Annotated in this window: 14 protein-coding genes and 1 tRNA gene; 4 read left to right on the top strand and 11 right to left on the bottom strand. The window is 49.8% G+C overall.

Going from position 1 to position 18538, the window contains the following annotated elements; translation table 11 throughout:
- Positions 1-4: 4 nt before the first annotated feature.
- The 4 genes from AB6B37_RS02115 to AB6B37_RS02100 form a co-directional block, all read right to left on the bottom strand.
- Complete coding sequence (locus AB6B37_RS02115; RefSeq protein ID WP_371397246.1) at positions 5-1528, bottom strand: tryptophan halogenase family protein; 1524 nt, start codon at positions 1526-1528, stop codon at positions 5-7.
- Between the two features lie 70 nt (positions 1529-1598).
- Positions 1599-2663, bottom strand: coding sequence for a glycoside hydrolase family 16 protein (locus AB6B37_RS02110; protein ID WP_371397245.1), 1065 nt, complete (start codon positions 2661-2663; stop codon positions 1599-1601).
- A 76-nt stretch (positions 2664-2739) separates the two neighbouring features.
- Positions 2740-5688 (bottom strand): TonB-dependent receptor, encoded by a 2949-nt coding sequence (locus tag AB6B37_RS02105; protein ID WP_371397244.1) that lies wholly within the window; start codon positions 5686-5688, stop codon positions 2740-2742.
- A gap of 213 nt (positions 5689-5901) precedes the next feature.
- Positions 5902-6918: a LacI family DNA-binding transcriptional regulator gene (locus tag AB6B37_RS02100; protein WP_371397243.1), complete on the bottom strand. Its 1017-nt coding sequence runs from the start codon at positions 6916-6918 to the stop codon at positions 5902-5904.
- Positions 6919-7115: 197 nt separating this feature from the next.
- On the opposite strand from AB6B37_RS02100, the gene AB6B37_RS02095 reads away from it, so the two are divergent.
- The 3 genes from AB6B37_RS02095 (at position 7116) to AB6B37_RS02085 (ending at position 11463) form a co-directional block, all read left to right on the top strand.
- Positions 7116-9593, top strand: a complete 2478-nt coding sequence (locus AB6B37_RS02095) for a glycoside hydrolase family 3 N-terminal domain-containing protein (protein WP_371397242.1) — start codon at positions 7116-7118, stop codon at positions 9591-9593.
- A gap of 4 nt (positions 9594-9597) precedes the next feature.
- Positions 9598-10638, top strand: coding sequence for a LacI family DNA-binding transcriptional regulator (locus AB6B37_RS02090; protein ID WP_371397241.1), 1041 nt, complete (start codon positions 9598-9600; stop codon positions 10636-10638).
- A gap of 171 nt (positions 10639-10809) precedes the next feature.
- A complete protein-coding gene (locus AB6B37_RS02085) occupies positions 10810-11463 on the top strand; it encodes a hypothetical protein (RefSeq protein ID WP_371397240.1) in 654 nt (217 codons plus the stop codon).
- Positions 11464-11661: 198 nt separating this feature from the next.
- Here AB6B37_RS02085 and AB6B37_RS02080 read toward each other — a convergent pair whose 3' ends face one another.
- From AB6B37_RS02080 to AB6B37_RS02070, 3 genes are all read right to left on the bottom strand, one after another.
- Positions 11662-12012, bottom strand: a complete 351-nt coding sequence (locus AB6B37_RS02080) for a hypothetical protein (protein WP_371397239.1) — start codon at positions 12010-12012, stop codon at positions 11662-11664.
- A 220-nt stretch (positions 12013-12232) separates the two neighbouring features.
- Entirely contained in the window at positions 12233-13282 is a 1050-nt protein-coding gene (locus AB6B37_RS02075; protein ID WP_371397238.1) for a hypothetical protein, read from the bottom strand.
- A 176-nt stretch (positions 13283-13458) separates the two neighbouring features.
- Positions 13459-13535, bottom strand: a tRNA-Arg gene (locus tag AB6B37_RS02070).
- A gap of 120 nt (positions 13536-13655) precedes the next feature.
- Here AB6B37_RS02070 and AB6B37_RS02065 point away from each other — a divergent pair.
- Entirely contained in the window at positions 13656-14645 is a 990-nt protein-coding gene (locus tag AB6B37_RS02065; protein ID WP_371397237.1) for a TraB/GumN family protein, read from the top strand.
- A 10-nt stretch (positions 14646-14655) separates the two neighbouring features.
- Here AB6B37_RS02065 and AB6B37_RS02060 read toward each other — a convergent pair whose 3' ends face one another.
- The 4 genes from AB6B37_RS02060 to pstC are packed head-to-tail and all read right to left on the bottom strand — an operon-like array spanning position 14656 to position 18536.
- Positions 14656-15132, bottom strand: coding sequence for a low molecular weight protein-tyrosine-phosphatase (locus AB6B37_RS02060; RefSeq protein WP_371397236.1), 477 nt, complete (start codon positions 15130-15132; stop codon positions 14656-14658).
- Positions 15133-15145: 13 nt separating this feature from the next.
- Positions 15146-15964, bottom strand: coding sequence for a phosphate ABC transporter ATP-binding protein PstB (gene pstB, locus AB6B37_RS02055; RefSeq protein ID WP_371397235.1), 819 nt, complete (start codon positions 15962-15964; stop codon positions 15146-15148).
- A complete protein-coding gene (gene pstA, locus AB6B37_RS02050) occupies positions 15961-17298 on the bottom strand; it encodes a phosphate ABC transporter permease PstA (RefSeq protein ID WP_371397234.1) in 1338 nt (445 codons plus the stop codon). The genes pstB and pstA overlap by 4 nt, the downstream gene beginning before the upstream one ends.
- Complete coding sequence (gene pstC, locus AB6B37_RS02045; RefSeq protein ID WP_371397233.1) at positions 17298-18536, bottom strand: phosphate ABC transporter permease subunit PstC; 1239 nt, start codon at positions 18534-18536, stop codon at positions 17298-17300. Before pstC ends, pstA begins: the two co-directional genes overlap by 1 nt.
- Positions 18537-18538: the final 2 nt, after the last annotated feature.

Here is an 18538-nt window from a genome sequence, read left to right as displayed (position 1 = left end):
ATTATTACTGCGTAGACGCTTTTTGAAGTCCTGCCAACAAGGCACGGTTTGTCGGTAGTCCCGCCGCGAATTTCTTTTGCTTCTGCATCATGGCTCCCATTTTCTGCTTAAGGGCGTCTTGTAAAACGGGCTTTAGCGTCGGGTGCGCCACCGCAGGAAAGCCCATACCATAGAGAACAAAGTGATAGCTTGACGCCGGGAAAATCTCACTAGCGTGTTCGAAATCACTTTGTACGGGCGGGCGGTGCTTCCACATTTCAAGATATTCTTGTAACCGCTGCGGGATAGAGTGCGCGTCGCGGTTATTCATCCAATAGGGATCTTCCCGTTTACTTAGGACATAATGAAGTTTCAAAAAATCAATTATACGCGCCCAGCGGTATTTGAATATGTCATTAAATTTACGCGCATCAATGTCCATATCTGCGCGTGTTACTGGCAAGTTATCAGCCAGCATATCAGCCGATAATTCAACCAGCACAATGGCGGAGGCCTCCAGCGGCTCTAGGAAACCTGCGGATAGCCCTATAGCAAGGCAATTTCGGTGCCAGAAGTGTTCGCGGTGACCTGAAGTGAAGGATAGCTTGCGCGTTTCGTAATCCGTTGACCCCACGTAATTAAATAAAACCTCCTCGGCGCGCGTATCACTCATATAATCGGAGGCATAGACACAGCCAATGCCACGCCGCGTTGGCAGCCCAATATCCCATATCCAGCCTGCTTCATGGGCCGTTGATATCGTTTGCGATGTGATAGGCGCGTCAGCGGCAACAGGCAGCCGCGTCACAAGGGCTCTGTTGTTAAAAAGGATATGACTTTGGTCGATAAAGTCTACGCCGTAATGCCCGCCAAGCAAAAGAGACTTTTGTCCCGTGCAATCGATAAACAAATCGCCCAAAACCTGTCCATGATTGCGGGTCAATACGCCTTCAATGTCGTCATCTTTATCCCCGATGACCTTTGTTACATGATCAGAGATATACACAACGCCCAGCGCCTGTACCGCATGATCACGTAACACAGCAGACATTTTCACAGCATCAAGGTGGTAAGCATAATTCATCGCGCCGAAATATTCAGGCATAGATTTTTGCCGTGGTGCGAGGCCGTCTTGAGACGGAGACGATTGTACACACACCGCTTCCGCGAAACACATATCTGGCGCATAGGTCTTCCACGCGTGAAGTAATTCATTGGCATTACGGGACACAGGCAGTTCAAACGGATGATGATAGCTATCACTCACATCGCCATTAACCCAGCCATCAAAGCGCGATCCTTGTTTAAACGAAGCATCACAGCGTCGCAGAAAGTCTTCTTCTTTTATGCCGATACGGCTAAGCGTTTTGCGGATGGTAGGCCACGTCCCTTCCCCGACACCAACAGTCGGAATATCCGGGGATTCTATGACCGTAATTGAAATCCCATCAAGCGAACGATCAGGATGGCGGGCGGCAAGCAGGCCCGCTGTCATCCAACCTGCGGTTCCGCCGCCTATGATGACGATATTTTTAATACGCTGTGTCATAGTTCCTTTTAGACGAAAATCGACGTCATGTCATAAGACTATTCGCCGCTGGCGATGAGGTAAATAGAGATTATTGATTGGCTTCGGCCATACAATTTTGGCTCGATGCGCCGTCATAATCGCATTGATAAACCCGCACCCAATCGACCAAAACTTCGGCCGGAAAATTATTGGCGACAAAGCCACCTGCATTGTTATCTTCTGATAAACGTCCGCCTACGGCGAGGTTTAGCATGAGGTAGAAATTCTGATCGAACGGGGCATGGGGATGGGTTTCTTTACTAACCGCGCCGGACTCCCATTCACTGGAATCCAGGCTCCAGAATAACTCATCATCGACAAACCAATTAATCTGGTCCTCACCCCACTCAACGGCGTAAACATGATAATCGTCTTTGCTATTTTCGCCGCCGGGAATTGTGTTTCGGCTTGATTGAAACTTATTCTGGGGCGACACACCGCCGTAATGCAGTGCGCCGAGCGTTCTGTTCTCACCCTCACTGCCGCTGCATTCACCACATGTGGCCCCCAGATTAACAGCCTCCATAATGTCAATTTCGCCCGATGCAGCCCACCCGCCGTAAACATTATCAATGGGCATCATCCAAAAGGCGGGCCATGTGCCCTGCCCTTTTGGTAACTTCATACGGGCAGAAAAACGGCCGTATGTCCAATCAGCCAGAGCGCGGGTGCGCACTTTACCTGATGTATATTGCTGGGTTATTTGCCCGCCACTGCCGTCGGGCCAACCCTGTGGATATTGCGGCCCCGTGTATGTTTCGGGGTAGGCTTTCAGCCGCAAAAGGCCATTGATGACCTCTATATTCTCAGGCCGGTCAGTATAACACTGCCGCTCTTCATTGCCGCCGCCCCAACAGGATTTCTCGACTTCCCACTTGGAGCGGTCAAGCTCATCACCCAAAAATTCATCCGACCAAGCCAAGAACCAGCCTTTATTGCTTGGGTGAAAATCATCGCCCTCAGGCGCTGCGCTGGGAACAGGTAACACGGCGGCTTGAGGGGGCGGCGGCGTTGGAGCCGTTGAGAGCGGCTTTGACGCAGACCCACCACAGGCTGTGAGGATAGCTCCCATGCAAATCACGGCTGGCAAGGAAGTCTTGAGCTTAAGCGTCATAAATAATCCAAATAAAACAAAAAAGGCCATCCCAATTGGGATGGCCCTTATTTAAATATCATTCACAAGAGCCTGATTAGAACTTGTAACGCGCGCCTACGGCATAACGGCCAGATTGCGGGTTCATAAAGAACGCATTATTGACAGAGCGGCGATGTCCGCGGCGGTCTGAGCCGGTAATATCAATGCCCTCTGCGAAGACCGTGAAGTTGTCGCGAATATCATAGCTTATATTCGCGTCAATCTGATCATAGGCCTCGACGTAGAACGGGTTGCGGCCACTGCCTGCTAGGAAGTCATCTCTCCAGTTCCATGCAACGCGGGCTTGAAGACCATTTTTGTCATAGAAACCCACAAGGTTTGCACTATCGCTTACGCCAGCAATCGCAAGCTGATCAACGCGGAATGACTGTGTATTGTCATATTCAAGCTCTGTATTAGCAATCGTGTAGTTGGCGATAATACCAAAACCGCTATCACCGAATGTGTGCTGCAATGCGAATTCCCAGCCGTCAAAACCGTCCGTGCGATCGCTCGCGACCGGCTGTTCAACCTGGAAGTTCAGGAGCGGGTCATCCGGCGCGCCAATGATGGCACCGTCAACCACAAGCTCTGGATAGTTCGCCTGATAGTAAGCCAGAATTTCAGCAGCAGAGTTAGCCCCCGCAGCCCGCGCTTCAGCAGCACGTGCACCGAGCCCAGGGTGAGTTAGACCATAATAGTTTTCAGTAAAGCGGCCTGTGCCGATGAAATTATTGATGTTCTTTTTAAAGTATCCAACCGAAATATAGCTGTTATCGCCATAATACCATTCAGCTGACACATCATAGTTGTCCGATGTGAAGGGTTCTAGTGACGGGTTGCCGGACCGGCCAGTGCCGTCCACGGCCCGGAAAAGGGAGTCGAGTGTCAAGCCGCCTTGGATTTGATCATATCTATGACGTCCAATCGTCTTGCTATAGGCACCGCGTAGTTTCACATTATTTGCAAAGGCGATATCAAAATCAACAGACGGCAAGAAGAAGTCATAGCTGCCATCAAATTCTGATTCTTCCGTTCCACCATCAAAGGTCAGGAAAAACTCGTTACCACCGGGCCAACTCGTCCCTGTTGGAACTTGAACGCTGGCTGGCGCGAAGACATCTGTATGCTCATAACGCGCGCCCGTTGTGATATTAACATCCGCAGATCCCCAGTTAAAGGAGCTGTTAAACTGCGCGTAAGCACTAAAGGTTTCTTCTTCAATCTGGCGTGAGTTTGTGCGGTCCGCCAAACATGTGCCTGGGTTATCAGATGTTGAGCCCACCCAAGGAGATGAACAAATACCGAATTGATCTTCTAGCAAATCAACCATCTGCGCAAAGTCAAAGCGGTATAGACCTTGGAGCATATTGGGATCATCTGCACCAGACACACCACTAAACTGATCAGGCAGCGTAATCCATTCAAAGATATCATCAGGAATATCGTCGGCATCGCCAAGCTCGCCGCCCCATGAGTCGGTTTGTATGAATCCAGAATCAGAGCGAACATCATTTTTCAGCCATGAGAAGCCAAAATCAACGCTATCGATAATATCGCGGTCGATTTCATAATCGCCATTTAGCTGTAATTGCTGGACATCTGAGCGCATGTAATTGTTTGAAAATGTGCTGCCCGAATGTTCACGAACAGACGCATCTTCGGCACCAATACCATTGTCTACAAACGAAATAACGGGCAGGTCATTCTCAAAATTGACAGTTTGTGCAGCAATGCCAAAGACGGTCGTGCCAACCGACATGCTTGAACCGAAGCGGTTTGTGGGTTTGGACTCTGCACTTGCATCGTTGTAATCAAGCGCAAGGTTCAGCCGGTCAGTTACATCCCATGCGAGGTTGAAACCAAGCGAGATGTTCTCATTCATAGATTGAGATAGAGACCCGCTATAAGATAGATCCGTTGGATTACCAAAAAACTCAGTATAATACAGCGGTCCAGCAACAGGACCGTCAGTCCACGCACTGTTGGTTTGGTCATGGTTGAACCAAACGCCCGCAGAGCTAGAATTTGTTTCAACTTCGTTGGAGGAATATGTGATGTCACCCGTCGCGCGCAATTTATCAGTAATATCATACTGCAAGACAAGCTGACCGTTTATCCGTTCCCGCTTATAATCCGTCAGTGCATAGTCCGCGTTTTGCGGCACTTCGTAAACATCTGTATCGCCGGGACGGTTTACGATACCGTCGTTAAAGTTCCAGGAGTTCGGACCCGTAGCAGACGGCAGGCGGCCCCACTCATTGCCGAAATCTTCGCTACCTAGATAGCCATCGCGCCAGCCGACATTGGACTGGACGATGCCGCCTTCACGTTTCTGATAGCTACCAGAAACAGCGACGCCTAAACGGTCATTGGCGAATTGATTAATGTAGAGACCTGAAATCTCTGGGGTGATTTTCTTGCTGTCAATTTGACCTGTGTCGTAAACACCTTTGACACCGATAGTCGCTGTCCTGCCTGAGGCCTCAAGCGGCTTGGCCGTTTTGATATTGATTGTTGCACCCGCGCCGCCGCTGGCAACATTCACTTTTGACGTCTTGTAAACCTCAACGGAGGCAATCGCTTCCGATGCCAAATTACCAAAATCGAACGAGCGGCTGGCACCATCACCAATTGATGACGTTGGCATCACGCGGCCGTTGAACGTCACGAGATTATAGTCTGCCCCCCAACCCCGAACAGTGACCGTCGCGCCTTCGCCGTTTTGGCGATCAATCGAAACACCAGGAATACGCTGCAATGATTCGGCGAGGTTGGTATCAGGGAATTTACCGATGTCCTCTGCGGTGATCGCGTCAACAATACCTTTTGAATTTCGCTTTACGTCCATAGACGCTTTAAGAGATTGGCGGATACCCGTTACAATCACTTCGTCCCCATCGTCCGTATTGTCCTGCGCGACTGCTACGGTTGCCGATGCCATCATTGCTAGAACAGACGTCCCAAGCAGCAAGCGACTAATCCAACGATCTTGATTATTCATGATATTCCCCTGAACAATTATATTTACTTTTATCTAAATTTGACAGCGCTGTCATTACACGCAACGAAAATGAACTGTCTGTAATCTGGAACTTGAGTGTCAAAATTGTCTATCATTGTCAACATAAAGTTCCGATTAAGACAATTTTTTAAAACGCTTGTGACCTAAAAGACACATGAAAAATCTCGACTATGACATATGCATCTTGTGAATTTAGTTTTCCGGGGCTGGTCCCGTAGACCCCCGGTAAAGGATTTCATGCGGCAGCACTCGAGTCGCGGAAACGCTTAAGTCGCGTTTAACGTTGTCACTCACGAGCCGCACAGCCTCTCTTGCGATCTCCCCAAACGGCTGCGCAACGGTAGTAAGTTCAGGCCACATTGTTTGCGAGATAGCAGTGTTATCAAAGCCAGCAACAGATAAATCCTCTGGCACTTGAATACCAATTCGGTTTGCCATCATGATCACGGCAGCCGCCATTTCGTCATTCGCCGCAAAGATCGCGGTCGGGCGGTCTTCCATGCGCAGCATTTTCTCTGCGCACGCCAAAGCGTCCTTAAAGAAAAAGCTTCCCGCCCCCAAAATTAGAGCCTCATCGATGTCAATGCCCGCATTCTTTAGAGCTTCTTCATAGCCCTGACGCCGAAGCAGTGAGGCGACATGACCTGGATGACCACATATATGGCCAATACGGTTATGACCTAAGTCTATGAAATATTTAGTCATTTCAAATGCAGCGAGCCGATCGTCCATCGCAATAGAGCTAGATCCAGATATTTGCCGTGACGGCGATATCAACACAGTGCGTATGCCGCGCTCTTGTAGCAGCATATGAAGTTCGGCCGAATCGCACATAGGCGGCACAAGAATAAGGTTCTGAACCTTGGTCCTATCCAGGAAAGCCTCCACCTGGCGGCGCCATTCGGGGTTGCTCTCTTCAAAAAGCTCCACGGCCAAATAGCGGCGCGCATCAGAGCAAGCTTTGAGCACCGCATGATTTAGGCGCGATTGATACCCCCCGCTGGGGTCACCATAGAGCATTCCAATACTCTGCGAATCCCCCATGCGCATCTGGCGCGCAATCGAGCTTGGCGCATAGCTAAGATCTTCCATAGCCCGCCGCACTTTATCGCGCGTCTTGGGACTAATGTGTTCATAATTATTCATTACGCGCGAAACAGTCTTAACCGAAACACCAGCGTGTTGCGCAACTTCAGTTATCGTTGTCATTCCGCCACACCTCCATTCAGTCTTTTGCGATTCATTCAGACTACGCATAAGGCGTTGACTGCCATCCGCCAAACATAAATTGTCTGAAATTTGATTGACATTGTCCATATCAAGACAATAACAGGACATATATTGTCCACCTTGAATGACATATTTAGTGAAATTTTTAACTTAAGGTTATAATAATGAAGAACTTTATGACAAGCACAGCAGTAATTTTAGGCTTAACCTTCACAGGAAGTCTTATTCTTTCAGGGTGCGCTGATCAGGCCAAGACTACGCCCGCAGCCCAAACCGATAACGAAACAATCGAAGCTCGTGCACATTCACTTCTATTAAAAATGACGCTAGAAGAAAAGATTGGGCAAATCATTCAAGCCGATATCGCCGCCGTAACCCCAGAAGAAGCAAAGCAGTATAATCTAGGCTCTGTCTTAAACGGCGGTAATTCAGCGCCCGGCGGCGGAAAAATTGCGCCACCTGCGGCATGGATATCCCTAGCCGATGAATTTTGGACGGCCTCTACCGACACCTCTGATGGTGGTTTAGGGATTCCGCTTTTGTGGGGAACTGATGCCGTCCATGGTCACAACAACCTGCAAATGGCGACTATTTTTCCACATAACTCGGGGCTGGGGGCGGCCAATAATCCTGCCCTGATGAAAGAGATCGGCGCCGTCACGGCCCGCGAAATTCGTGCCACAGGACTGGATTGGACGTTTGCGCCGACATTAGCGGTGGCGCAAGATGACCGATGGGGCCGCGCCTATGAAAGCTATTCTGAAAGGCCTGAAATTGTTGCGGCCTATGCCAACGCTATGGTCAAAGGGCTACAAGGCACATCGGGCACAGACGGATTCTTAAATGGCGATAATGTCATCGCAACGGCGAAACATTTTATCGGCGATGGCGGCACAGAATTTGGTATCGACAAAGGTGACGCACTGGGCAATGAAGCCGCACTCATAAAACTCCACGGCGCAGGATATGGCCCTGCCATCGCCGCTGATGTTCAAACTGTAATGGCATCATTTTCCAGTATCAATGGTGAGAAGATGCACGGATCAAAACGCTTCCTCACCGATGTTCTGCGCACAGATATGGGCTTTGAAGGCTTTGTCGTTGGCGACTGGAACGGCCACGGCGAAGTACCAGGCTGTACGGCCACGGATTGCCCAGAAGCCTTAATGGCAGGGATCGACATGTATATGGCACCCGAAAGCTGGCGCGGGCTTTACGACTCCTTGCTGGCTCAAGCCAAGTCGGGCGAAATTTCACAAGAGCGTCTTGATGAGGCTGTGATTCGCATTTTGCGGGTGAAGCTACGCTCGGGTCTATTTGAAGCTGGCCTGCCCTCCTCCCGTGCAAGCGCGGACATTGACGCTCTGGGATCAGACGCGCACCGCAATGTCGCACGGCGTGCCGTGCGTCAATCTTTAGTGCTCTTGAAGAATGAAGGGGATATTCTGCCCCTAAGAGGAAGTCCTACTGTTCTTGTGACAGGTAGCGGCGCTGACTCTATGCAGCAACAGACAGGGGGCTGGACGCTAAACTGGCAAGGCGATAATAATCCCAATGATATTTTTGAGCGCGGAGAAACAATCTACAGCGGGATTAAGACCGCCATAGCAGCGCAAGGTGGCGCAGCGGCATTATCATCCGACGGATCCTTTACTGAAAAACCTGATGTTGCCATAGTCGTATTCGGAGAGCAGCCTTATGCGGAGTTCTTTGGCGACGTATCGGACCTTGTTTATGAATTTGAAGACGGCGAAAACTTGAAACAGCTTTTAGACTTTAAAGCCAAAGGCATTCCTGTTGTGTCAGTCTTCCTGACAGGGAGGCCTCTTTGGATGAATCCCCATTTAAACGCATCTGACGCCTTTGTTGTCGGTTGGCTACCGGGAACTGAAGGCGGCGGTATCGCGGATGTGATTGTCGCCGACGCGGCAGGAAAAGCGCGTCATGACTTCACGGGCCGCCTTTCATTCTCTTGGCCTGATAACGGGGTGGGCCATCCCATTAACGCGCCAACAGACGAAGGCGTTTTATTTCCCTATGGTTACGGATTATCATATGGTGATGACGGGCGTTTGGCCGCGCTGTCTGAAGATTCCGGCGTTGTGAGCGGCTCTGCTTTTAACGGAAATATTGTCGCGCGCGGCGGCGCAGCCAAAGCGTTTACAGTTTACCTCGGTGATAGCTCCAATGCCAACACCCCCATTAGCGGCCTTCGAAGCAACAGCCTCGGCGGCCTGGTCACGACACGCGGTGTTGATTACAAAGCGCAAGAGGACTCGCGGCAAGTCACATGGACTGGCAAGGGAACATTTAGTGTTCGTAGCCCAAGGCCCGTGGATTTTGCCAATGCAGGCGGTAATGCCATTAGCCTTCAATGGCGCATCGACGAAATGCCAGAAGGCCCTATGCATGTTGACATTGGCTGTGGGGATGGATGCAGTAGTCAGATTGATATCAGTTCAATTATTAGAAACATTCCGACAGCGCGTTGGGTGCAAACAAATATCGCAATGGATTGTTTTACAGCGTCGGGGCTGCAAACCGATGCCGTAACAAAGCCTTTCGCCCTAATCAGCGAGGGCAGCGCGAAAATATCATTACACAGCGTTAGCGTTGAAAAAATTGAGGCCCCGCTCGCCAGTTGTCCCGGGTAAAAAAATGCCCGCGGAAAAGATAACGCTACGAACTGTTGCAACGCACGCAGGCGTGTCAATTAAAACTGTATCGCGCGTGCTTAATAACGAACCCTTTATCTCTGCATTAACACGCGAGAAAGTCCAAGACGCGATTGCAAAGCTGGAGTTTAGCCCCAACATTGCTGCGCGGCAGCTACGCGGGCAACGCAGCTATAGCCTTGCAGTTGTGTATGAACCCCCTGCGTCGGAATTCCTGACTGGAATATTAGAAGGCATTTTGCCCGTTTGCCGTGATGCATCATATAAATTACTGCTTGAGCCATTGGCGGCCACCGAAACACGGATGCGTATCAACACAATGATCGAACGCCGCGATGTGGACGGTTTCATTTTTCTGCCGCCATTGTCAGAAGATATTGCTCTGGTGCAATCTGTTTTAGACGCCGGCCTGCACGCAATATTAGTCGCATCAACGATTGACCTTACAGCCGCGAATCTAGGGGTTAGCAAAATCGGCATTGATGACTTCGCCGCGGGGCAAGCGATGGGCCGCCACCTTATTGCGCAAGGACATAGGCGCATCGGATACATAAGACTGCGTGAGCAACACAGCATGGCAAACCAGCGCGGGCATGGTTTGCGCGCGGCATTGGAAGAAGCAGGTCTTCCCGAAAATAATCTTAGTGTTGCGCAAGGCGAATCTTCTTTTGACTCCGGCTTCGCCGCCGCCGCGGAACTACTCGATGATAAAAACCCACCCAGTGCAATTTTTGCTGGTAATGATTACATGGCAGCAGGCGTGATAGCCTACGCCCGAGAGCACGGATTATCTGTGCCAGATGACCTTTCTGTTGTCGGCTTTGACGGCGCTGATTTATCCAAGATGTTTGTCCCACCCTTCACAACAATCAAACAACCCCTGAAACAATATGGCGATTGGGCAGCCCGAAAGCTTCTTGCGACGATTAACAATCCCGAAGTCGAAAAAGCTGAGGACATATTAGACTTTGAACTCATTCAAAGACACTCAGTAAAAAACATCAAGCGTAGCAACTCTTTGTAATCAGGGGGTCCGCGGTTTAAGTCCGTGTGGGGCACCATTTTCCTAACATAGCAAGTTGCGTAAGCCTCTGAAAAGTCTCGGAAAATCCCTCTTTCCTTTACTTTCAACACGGTAACTCGCGCGATTTACCTCACTTCTTGCCTTACAAAAGGCTACACAGGAGATGGCAGGATGAAGGCGATTAGACGACCCGACCAATACCTACGGCTACGCGGTGATCTATGGCATTATGTGCGGCGCGTGCTCGCGCCCGATGTATTTGAAGGTCTTAATCGACAAGGCGCGTTGCTTTGCATGGCACTGATGGAGACAGGATGCAGGCCAAGTGAATTGGCGAACATTAGGCCAGCGAACATAAGACTGGACGCCGAGGTTCCCCATATCCGCATCCGCCCCACGAAAGATAGAGAGCTAAAATCGGGTGCATCCGTTCGCGATATTCCGCTTGTTGGAGTGGGGTTGGAGGCTATGCGGCAGGCTCCAAACGGCTTTCCGCACTACCGAGACCGTAGCTATTTATTGAGCGCGTCTCTCACAAAGGCATTCAAAGCGAGAGCACTATTCCCGACAAAACAGCACCGCATATACAGCGTTCGGCATAGCTTTGAGAACAGAATGTTGGAGGCAGGATTGGGCTTTGGATTGCGCTGCACATTGATGGGACACCGTAATCCACGCCCTGAATATGGGGATGGAGGGTCACTCGCCTACCGCCGAGATGAGCTTTTGAAGATAGCGCATCCCGTCAGTGCAGAACTACTGCAGAGCTATCCCTTTGATAATAAACATAACAAATACGCAGGGGCCAATTTGGTGCCATGTTAAATTTTTATGGCACCTATGGAATTACGCAAACAATTCAACGGCTTGCCGTAAACCTAGAGCGTCTTGCCAGAAGATGTGCCGCGCTATCTCTTGCCCACAGGGTTTGAGAAAAGCAAAGTGCTCTATAACCTCAACCGCGTCCTTGAAAAGGGAAGTGACGCAGTGGTGATCATCGAAGGCTTCTGGTCTGTTTTGCGCTTACACATCGCAGACATTCCATGCGTCTCGACATTTGGCAATAGTGTCTCTGTGGTTCAAGCCTAACTGCTCGTTAAACACGGCGTTAAAAACGTCATCCTCATCTATGATGGGGATGAAGGGGGTCGTATCGGCACCCAATCGTCTTTGCCAATTCTGGCAAAGCACTTGTTCGTTAAAACGGTCGCTCTGGATGATGGCATTAAACCAGACACGATGAGTAAAGACATTATAGCCACGCTCCCACATTTTTAATGGGGAAGTTTGGAGAAGCCCTGCGTTACGCGCGGGGCTTTTTAATCCGTTGAAATCGTCCTCGGTCTGGTGGATTTTTCGTTTCGAAAATTCCACGGGGCCGAGAGCTTTTTCCCCACGGTTGTCGTAGCTGCGGCTAGCAAGGCGACTTTTTAGATTTATCCAGTGGTGATTGCCAGTACATGTTAAATGGACAGGAAAAAGCTAAAAAGTCGCCTTGTAAAACGCAGGCAACCGTGGGTAATAGCGTGAGCGTGGTAAAGGCGATTAGCCAATCTGTTACCCGCACTTGTTAAGAAGTGGGGGTGCGTTGCACTTACAACGCCTTATCGAGTTTTTCGAACCAGATGGAATTCCATAGAACATTCCAGTTCATTACAAACCAATTCGACCAGTCATTAGGGTTTTTATCTATTGTTCTGTTTTGAGACTCAAAATGAACAAACTTAATTATCAATCTTGCGGTAAATTTTTGAAATTCATCCAATTCATCTTCGTCAAAAATCTCGCTAAAGTCCCACCATTTCGATTGCGCTGGATGTGCTCCAAAATAGTTACGAAGTTTGTATAATCTTGTTGCGATTGTAGCCTCTTGCTCGCTGAGCTCAAGAATAATTTTCAAATCTTCACGTGAGAAAGCGGTTGCAGGCTTTTTTAAGTTTGTAAAAAATTGGCAGACAACATCAACCACCTTGTCAAAGGCACAAATAGCTTCTTCGTCAAAACCAGATTGTCTCAGTTCTAGGCCGCGAACATAATTGAACAATGCTCTATGAACATAAGGGTCGAGTCCGTTTATCTGATCACAAAGCCTCAAAAACATTTTTTGTCTGCTTGAGTCCATCTTATGTTTTTTATCCAAACTATACTTAGATCGAATTTCAGTGTCTGAGAGAATTCCGTTCCGGGTGAAGTACGATTGTGAAATATCAGAATAGAAATGTGTCGGAATTTGGTAGGTAAGGGCAATGCTGCCAATTACTTGCACAAAACAGGCTCGGGAAGTGTATTGTTGTGCGAAATGAAAAAAACAAGAGATATAGTAATACATGCTGTCATCGGGGAAACTTTTTCTCAATCCTCTTGTCCAGTCTGGTGTCCGAGACATCACCCACAATCGGTTGTCATATTGGAATGCAGACGTTCTATCTAAGTCGAAATGCAAGACCAGATTATCGCAATTTTTTAACGGCCTTGTATTGTATGTGGATGCTAGTTTTCGTTTAGGTAATTCATCGTAAACAAAAGTTCTGACGCGTTTTGAAATCGATTTTCCAGCACTCTTTGAAACGTATTGGTTTTTGGTTCCATATTGGCAGACTTTTGAAATAAATTGTTCTGCAGAAGGACTTTTATTTGAGGTCATGCATACAAGGTTATGATGTTCGAGGTCTGCAATCTAGTAATTTGCTAGGGGTGCATCATATTATCTCGAATAAGACCTTCTAGGGGTTGTTGTGGTGCCCCCTAGGTGCCCTAATTATAATCTGCGCGAAGAAATTTTTGGGAGTATCTTTAAACTATTAAAATATTTGATAAAAATGGCGCACCCGACAGGATTCGAACCTGTGACCTCTGCCTTCGGAGGGCAGCGCTCTATCCAGCTGAGCTACGGGTGCGTGGGGGTGTTCTAGTTAAGGGGGGCGGGAAAGGCAATGAAAACTTAGCACGCGACCTGTCTGATATGACTGCTGAAAACATCAGTTGAAATTGGGGGCTAGGCGCGTCAAAAGCGGAATATGAAACACTCATTTTTTACGCATGTGCTGCTCCTGATATCGGCTGGACTTATGGCTTGTACCCAGGGCGGCACGGTGGGCGGTAAAGTGTCCGACGCGCGCGCCCGCAATGACGGGCCCGCCATATGGGTTGTGCGCGATTTTGACAGCACGCTGTTTTTATACGGCACCGTACATTTGCTATCGCCAGACATCGATTGGATGCGCGATGATATGCGGGAGGCTTTTGCCGAGGCCGGCACAGTGTTCTTTGAAGTGGATACAGAAACTAACGCGCAAATTAAGGCTAGCGTTTTAACACAGTCTCTGGGGTTTTATTCTGACGGACGGCGCTTACGTGACCGGCTGGATGGTTATCAACTCAAACTTCTCGAAGCCGCGTCCAATAATGGCAATGTTCCGCTGGCGACATTGGACAATATGAAGCCGTGGCTTGCGAGTGAATTTTTGACAATTGCGGCGGCGGCCAATGTCGGTCTGACCCCAGAGTTATCGGCTGATGACGCGCTTAAAAGCCGAGCAGCGCGACAGCAAAAAAATGTGCTCTATCTGGATAGTATTGAGGCGCAAATTACCCGCGCGGCGCAAATGCCTGAATTGGTACAAATGACGGTTTTATCTGAGACCCTGGAGGGGTTTAATACGATTGAAGGCGACTTAACCCGTATCACGACAGCCTGGACCACGGGTAACGTCAATTTCCTAACGGATGAAGTGATCAACGCCGTCAAAGCCAAAAGCCCAGAGGTTTATCAAAGCCTTTATGTCGATGTGAATAAAGATTGGGCCGCGCAATTAACGCGTTTTATGGAGGGCAGCGGCACAGGATTTGCGGCGATTGGTGTTGGGCATTTGCTGGGCGATGATAGCTTGCAAGAACAACTGATCGAGCGGGGATATGAGGTGAAACGCTACCTAGCGTTTATGGGCGATCCTGTCATTGAAACCATTGATACGACATTGGTTAAAAATCCAGATGCGGATGAATAAGTGGAATTGCTTACCCCTGCCCGCGCGCTGCGATATAAGCGAGCAATCCCTCGCTGGCCTGTTCCACCAATCGTAAAACGCGCGTAAACCCATCGCCGCCGCCGTAATAAGGGTCTGGTACATCCCGCACACCCGCATTGGGCGCGAAATCAAGAAAGAGAGACAGTTTACCCCGTAAATCAGGTGGGCACAGCGCGGAGAGGTCTTTGAGGTTTTGCGCGTCCATGGCGATGATGTGATCAAAATCGCCAAAATCTGCGCGCGTGACTTTGCGCGAGGCTTGACCCGTAAAATCATAACCTGCCGCCTCACCTGCCTCTATACTGCGCGGGTCGGGTCGTTCGCCAATATGCCAACCGCTGGTGCCGGCACTATCGACATAGACGTCAATGCCCGCGTTGTTTGCGCGGGATTTAAAGACAGCTTCCGCCGTAGGGGAACGGCAAATATTGCCAAGGCAGACAAATAAAACGGAGGGACTTTCCACAAAAGGCTCAGAATTAACCCGTGCGGCCAGAGATATAATCTTCCGTGCGGCTATCACTGGGCTTGGTGAAGATTGTCTCTGTCGTGTCATATTCAATCAGGTCGCCAAGATGGAAGAAGGCGGTCTTATCAGAAATCCGCGCGGCCTGGGCCATGGAGTGTGTAACAATGACGATGCAGTAATTTTGCTTTAGCTCTTCAATCAAAGCTTCCAATTTAGCCGTTGCGATAGGATCAAGTGCGGACGCGGGTTCGTCCATTAAAATCACTTCAGGTGATACCGCAATGGCACGCGCAATCACAAGGCGCTGCTGCTGTCCGCCCGACAGACCCGTGCCAGATAATTTAAGACGGTCTTTGACCTCGTCCCAAAGCCCAGCGCGGCGTAATGATTTTTCGACCAGTTCGTCAAGCTCGGCTTTGCTATTGGTCATGCCGTGGATTTTAGGGCCGTAAGCAATATTATCGTAAATTGATTTAGGGAAAGGATTTGGCTTTTGAAACACCATACCGACGCGCGCGCGTAACAATACGGGATCAAGGCTTGGCGCGTAAATATCTTGGCCGTCCATCAAGATTTCGCCCGAGACGCGCGCGCCCGTGATCGTGTCATTCATACGGTTAAAGGTGCGCAAAAATGTGGATTTGCCGCAACCAGACGGCCCGATAAAGGCCGTGACACCGCGGTCTGGGATATCAATATTAATACCGTGCAGAGCTTCGAAATCACCGTAATGCACTTTCACATCGCGGCATTGAAACTTTGTCCGTGCATTTTCAAGCGACGCGTCGCCGCTGCGCGTGATTGTTGGGGCTTTTGATAATGTGTTCATGACCGTCTCTTTTCCAATTTACCACGCAACCAAATCGCGAACCCATTCATACAAATAAGTACAACAAGCAAGACCATAATCGCAGCCGATGTGCGTTCCGCCCATGCCCGTTCCGCCTTATCAGACCAAAGGAAGATTTGCACGGGCAAAGCGGTGGCGGGTTCTGTAATGGATGACGGAACTTCGGTAACAAAGGCCACCATACCAATCATCAATAGCGGCGCTGTTTCGCCCAAAGCTTGTGCCATGCCGATGATAGAGCCTGTTAAAATGCCGGGGCCTGCTTGCGGAAGTTTTTGATGGAACACCGCCTGTACGCGCGACGCGCCGAGGCTAAGCGCGCCGTCGACAATGGCAGGACTGACAGAGCGAAGAGAGGCGCGGGTCGCAATGATAATCGTCGGGAAAACCCGCAGCGCCAAAACCATACCCCCGACAAGTGGGATTGAGCGCGGCATACCGAAGAAATTCAGGAATACCGCCAGCCCCAAAAGACCAAAAACAATCGACGGCACAGCGGCGAGGTTATTGATGTTAATCTCGATAAAGTCTGTGAATTTATTCTGCGGTGCAAATTCATCCAAGTAAACGGCCGCGCCAACACCAATCGGAAAGGCTAGAATAAACGCAATGCCCAAAATCATCACAGAGCCGACAACCGCGCCGCCAATACCCGCAAGTTCTGGATCGGAACTATCTGGATTTGTGAAAAACAGCAGGTTAAATTTACTCTTAATTGCACCGCGCTCAATAAGAGTATCGACCCATTCGATCTGCTGATCGGTCACTTTTCGGCGGTCTTCTGGCAGGTCGCGGTCAATATAGCCTTTTAGCAACTGATCGACTTGGTCGGATGTCGGCACGGTCAGGGTGATGGTTTGCCCGACGAGTGACGGGTCATTAAAGACCATTTGGCGCACTTGGTTTGTTGCACCCGACGCAGAGACTATGCCGAATAATTCTTGCTTTGCCCGGCGCTCTGTGACGTCTGGGAATTGGGCATAAAGCGTGTCTTGCATAATCTTGCGGTAATTGGCCCCGCGCAAGGCCTGGGCGTCACGCGCACCTGTGGGGTCAAGCACGCTTTCTTCTAATGTGATGTCAACGGTCATGAAGTTTTGACGAAACGCCGTATATCCCGTGCCAACCAAACTGACGAGCAACCACAAAAGCGCGCCCATAGCCATTGCGATTGCGGCACGGCCAAACCAGCGAAACCGCATTTCACGGCCGTAACGCGCTTTCAGGCGTTTCTCAGCAAAGGCTGATTTATGAAAATTCGGCGAAATTTCCGGTTTAACGTCAGATGTTATGTCAGATGTAATATCAGTCATCAGTCATATTGCTCGCGGTAACGGCGCACAATCGTCAGGGCGATCACATTTAACACCAGTGTAATAACAAATAGGACAAGTCCCAAAGCAAAAGCGGCCAGCGTTTTTGCGCTATCGAATTCTTGGTCACCCGTCAAAAGCGCCACAATTTGCACAGTCACCGTTGTCACGGCTTCAAAGGGGTTCGCGGTCAGATTAGCCGCACGCCCTGCGGCCATAACCACGATCATTGTCTCGCCAATGGCACGTGAAATGGCCAGCAAAAAGGCCCCGATAATACCCGGTAGCGCGCCCGCAAAAATCACTTTTTTCATTGTCTCTGATTTGGTTGCGCCCAAGGCTAATGACCCATCGCGCAAAGATTGCGGCACAGCCGAAATAACGTCATCAGACAGCGATGATATCAGCGGCACAATCATAATGCCCATGACAATACCCGCTGAAATCGCGCTTTGGGTCGGTACAGCAAAACCAAGGCTTTCAGAAAAGTTTCGAATGGTTGGCCCCACGGTCAGCAGTGCAAAGAAACCGTAAACCACGGTTGGGATACCCGCGAGGATTTCCACCGCCGGTTTTACAATAGACCGCGTGCGAGGGGAGGCATATTCTGACAAGTAAATCGCAATCATCAAGCCGATTGGCCCCGCGACGAGCATTGCAACCAACATGATAAGGAACGTACCCGCGAAGATTGGCACCGCGCCAAAGGCTCCGGATGAGCCAGCCTGATCCGCGCGAAGCGCCGTTTGCGGTGACCATTGCAAGCCAAACAAAAACTCATTGAGCGGCACTTTTTGGAAAAAGCGCCAACTTTCAAAGGCCAAGGACATGACAATACCAAAGGTCGTCAGAACGGCGATAATCGATAACATGACCAAGACGGCTAAAATCGCGCGTTCTACGTAGGTGCGAGCCCGAAAATCAGACCGAATAAAGCGCTGGGCCCCAATAACGACCGCACCGCTGGCGGCAAGTAATGCGGCCAACCACGCGACGTTAAATCCGACGCCTGCATCATCAGGCGCAACGTTCAGGCCAAAAATAAAGATGATAAGGCCGATAATGGCCACACCCCAAGCGGTGAAAAATCCGTGATAGCTGGCCTGGGAATGCCAGCCACCTTCACGACCACCGCCCGCCGCGATTAATCGCGTGCGGGCTGTGTTTCTGTTTACAAAGAACCCTGCAATCATGCAGAGTCCCAAGAGGGCGAGAATGTAAACTGGGAAGTTTGTCATTT

Origin of the sequence: Fretibacter rubidus, from assembly GCF_041429785.1 — a bacterium.
Lineage (GTDB): Bacteria > Pseudomonadota > Alphaproteobacteria > Caulobacterales > Maricaulaceae > Fretibacter > Fretibacter rubidus.
Note: the sequence above shows the minus strand (reverse complement) of the source record. Positions and strands in the feature narration are given on the sequence as shown.

What these genes read in the sequence shown, in the direction of transcription:
- pstA (WP_371397234.1), bottom strand. Translation starts at nt 17,298, where the DNA reads ATGACTGATATTACATCTGACATAACATCTGACGTTAAACCGGAAATT.
- AB6B37_RS02075 (WP_371397238.1), bottom strand. Translation starts at nt 13,282, where the DNA reads ATGACCTCAAATAAAAGTCCTTCTGCAGAACAATTTATTTCAAAAGTC.
- AB6B37_RS02100 (WP_371397243.1), bottom strand. Translation starts at nt 6,918, where the DNA reads ATGACAACGATAACTGAAGTTGCGCAACACGCTGGTGTTTCGGTTAAG.
- AB6B37_RS02095 (WP_371397242.1), top strand. Translation starts at nt 7,116, where the DNA reads ATGACAAGCACAGCAGTAATTTTAGGCTTAACCTTCACAGGAAGTCTT.
- AB6B37_RS02090 (WP_371397241.1), top strand. Translation starts at nt 9,598, where the DNA reads ATGCCCGCGGAAAAGATAACGCTACGAACTGTTGCAACGCACGCAGGC.
- pstC (WP_371397233.1), bottom strand. Translation starts at nt 18,536, where the DNA reads ATGACAAACTTCCCAGTTTACATTCTCGCCCTCTTGGGACTCTGCATG.
- AB6B37_RS02105 (WP_371397244.1), bottom strand. Translation starts at nt 5,688, where the DNA reads ATGAATAATCAAGATCGTTGGATTAGTCGCTTGCTGCTTGGGACGTCT.
- AB6B37_RS02065 (WP_371397237.1), top strand. Translation starts at nt 13,656, where the DNA reads ATGAAACACTCATTTTTTACGCATGTGCTGCTCCTGATATCGGCTGGA.
- AB6B37_RS02110 (WP_371397245.1), bottom strand. Translation starts at nt 2,663, where the DNA reads ATGACGCTTAAGCTCAAGACTTCCTTGCCAGCCGTGATTTGCATGGGA.
- AB6B37_RS02115 (WP_371397246.1), bottom strand. Translation starts at nt 1,528, where the DNA reads ATGACACAGCGTATTAAAAATATCGTCATCATAGGCGGCGGAACCGCA.
- AB6B37_RS02085 (WP_371397240.1), top strand. Translation starts at nt 10,810, where the DNA reads ATGAAGGCGATTAGACGACCCGACCAATACCTACGGCTACGCGGTGAT.
- pstB (WP_371397235.1), bottom strand. Translation starts at nt 15,964, where the DNA reads ATGAACACATTATCAAAAGCCCCAACAATCACGCGCAGCGGCGACGCG.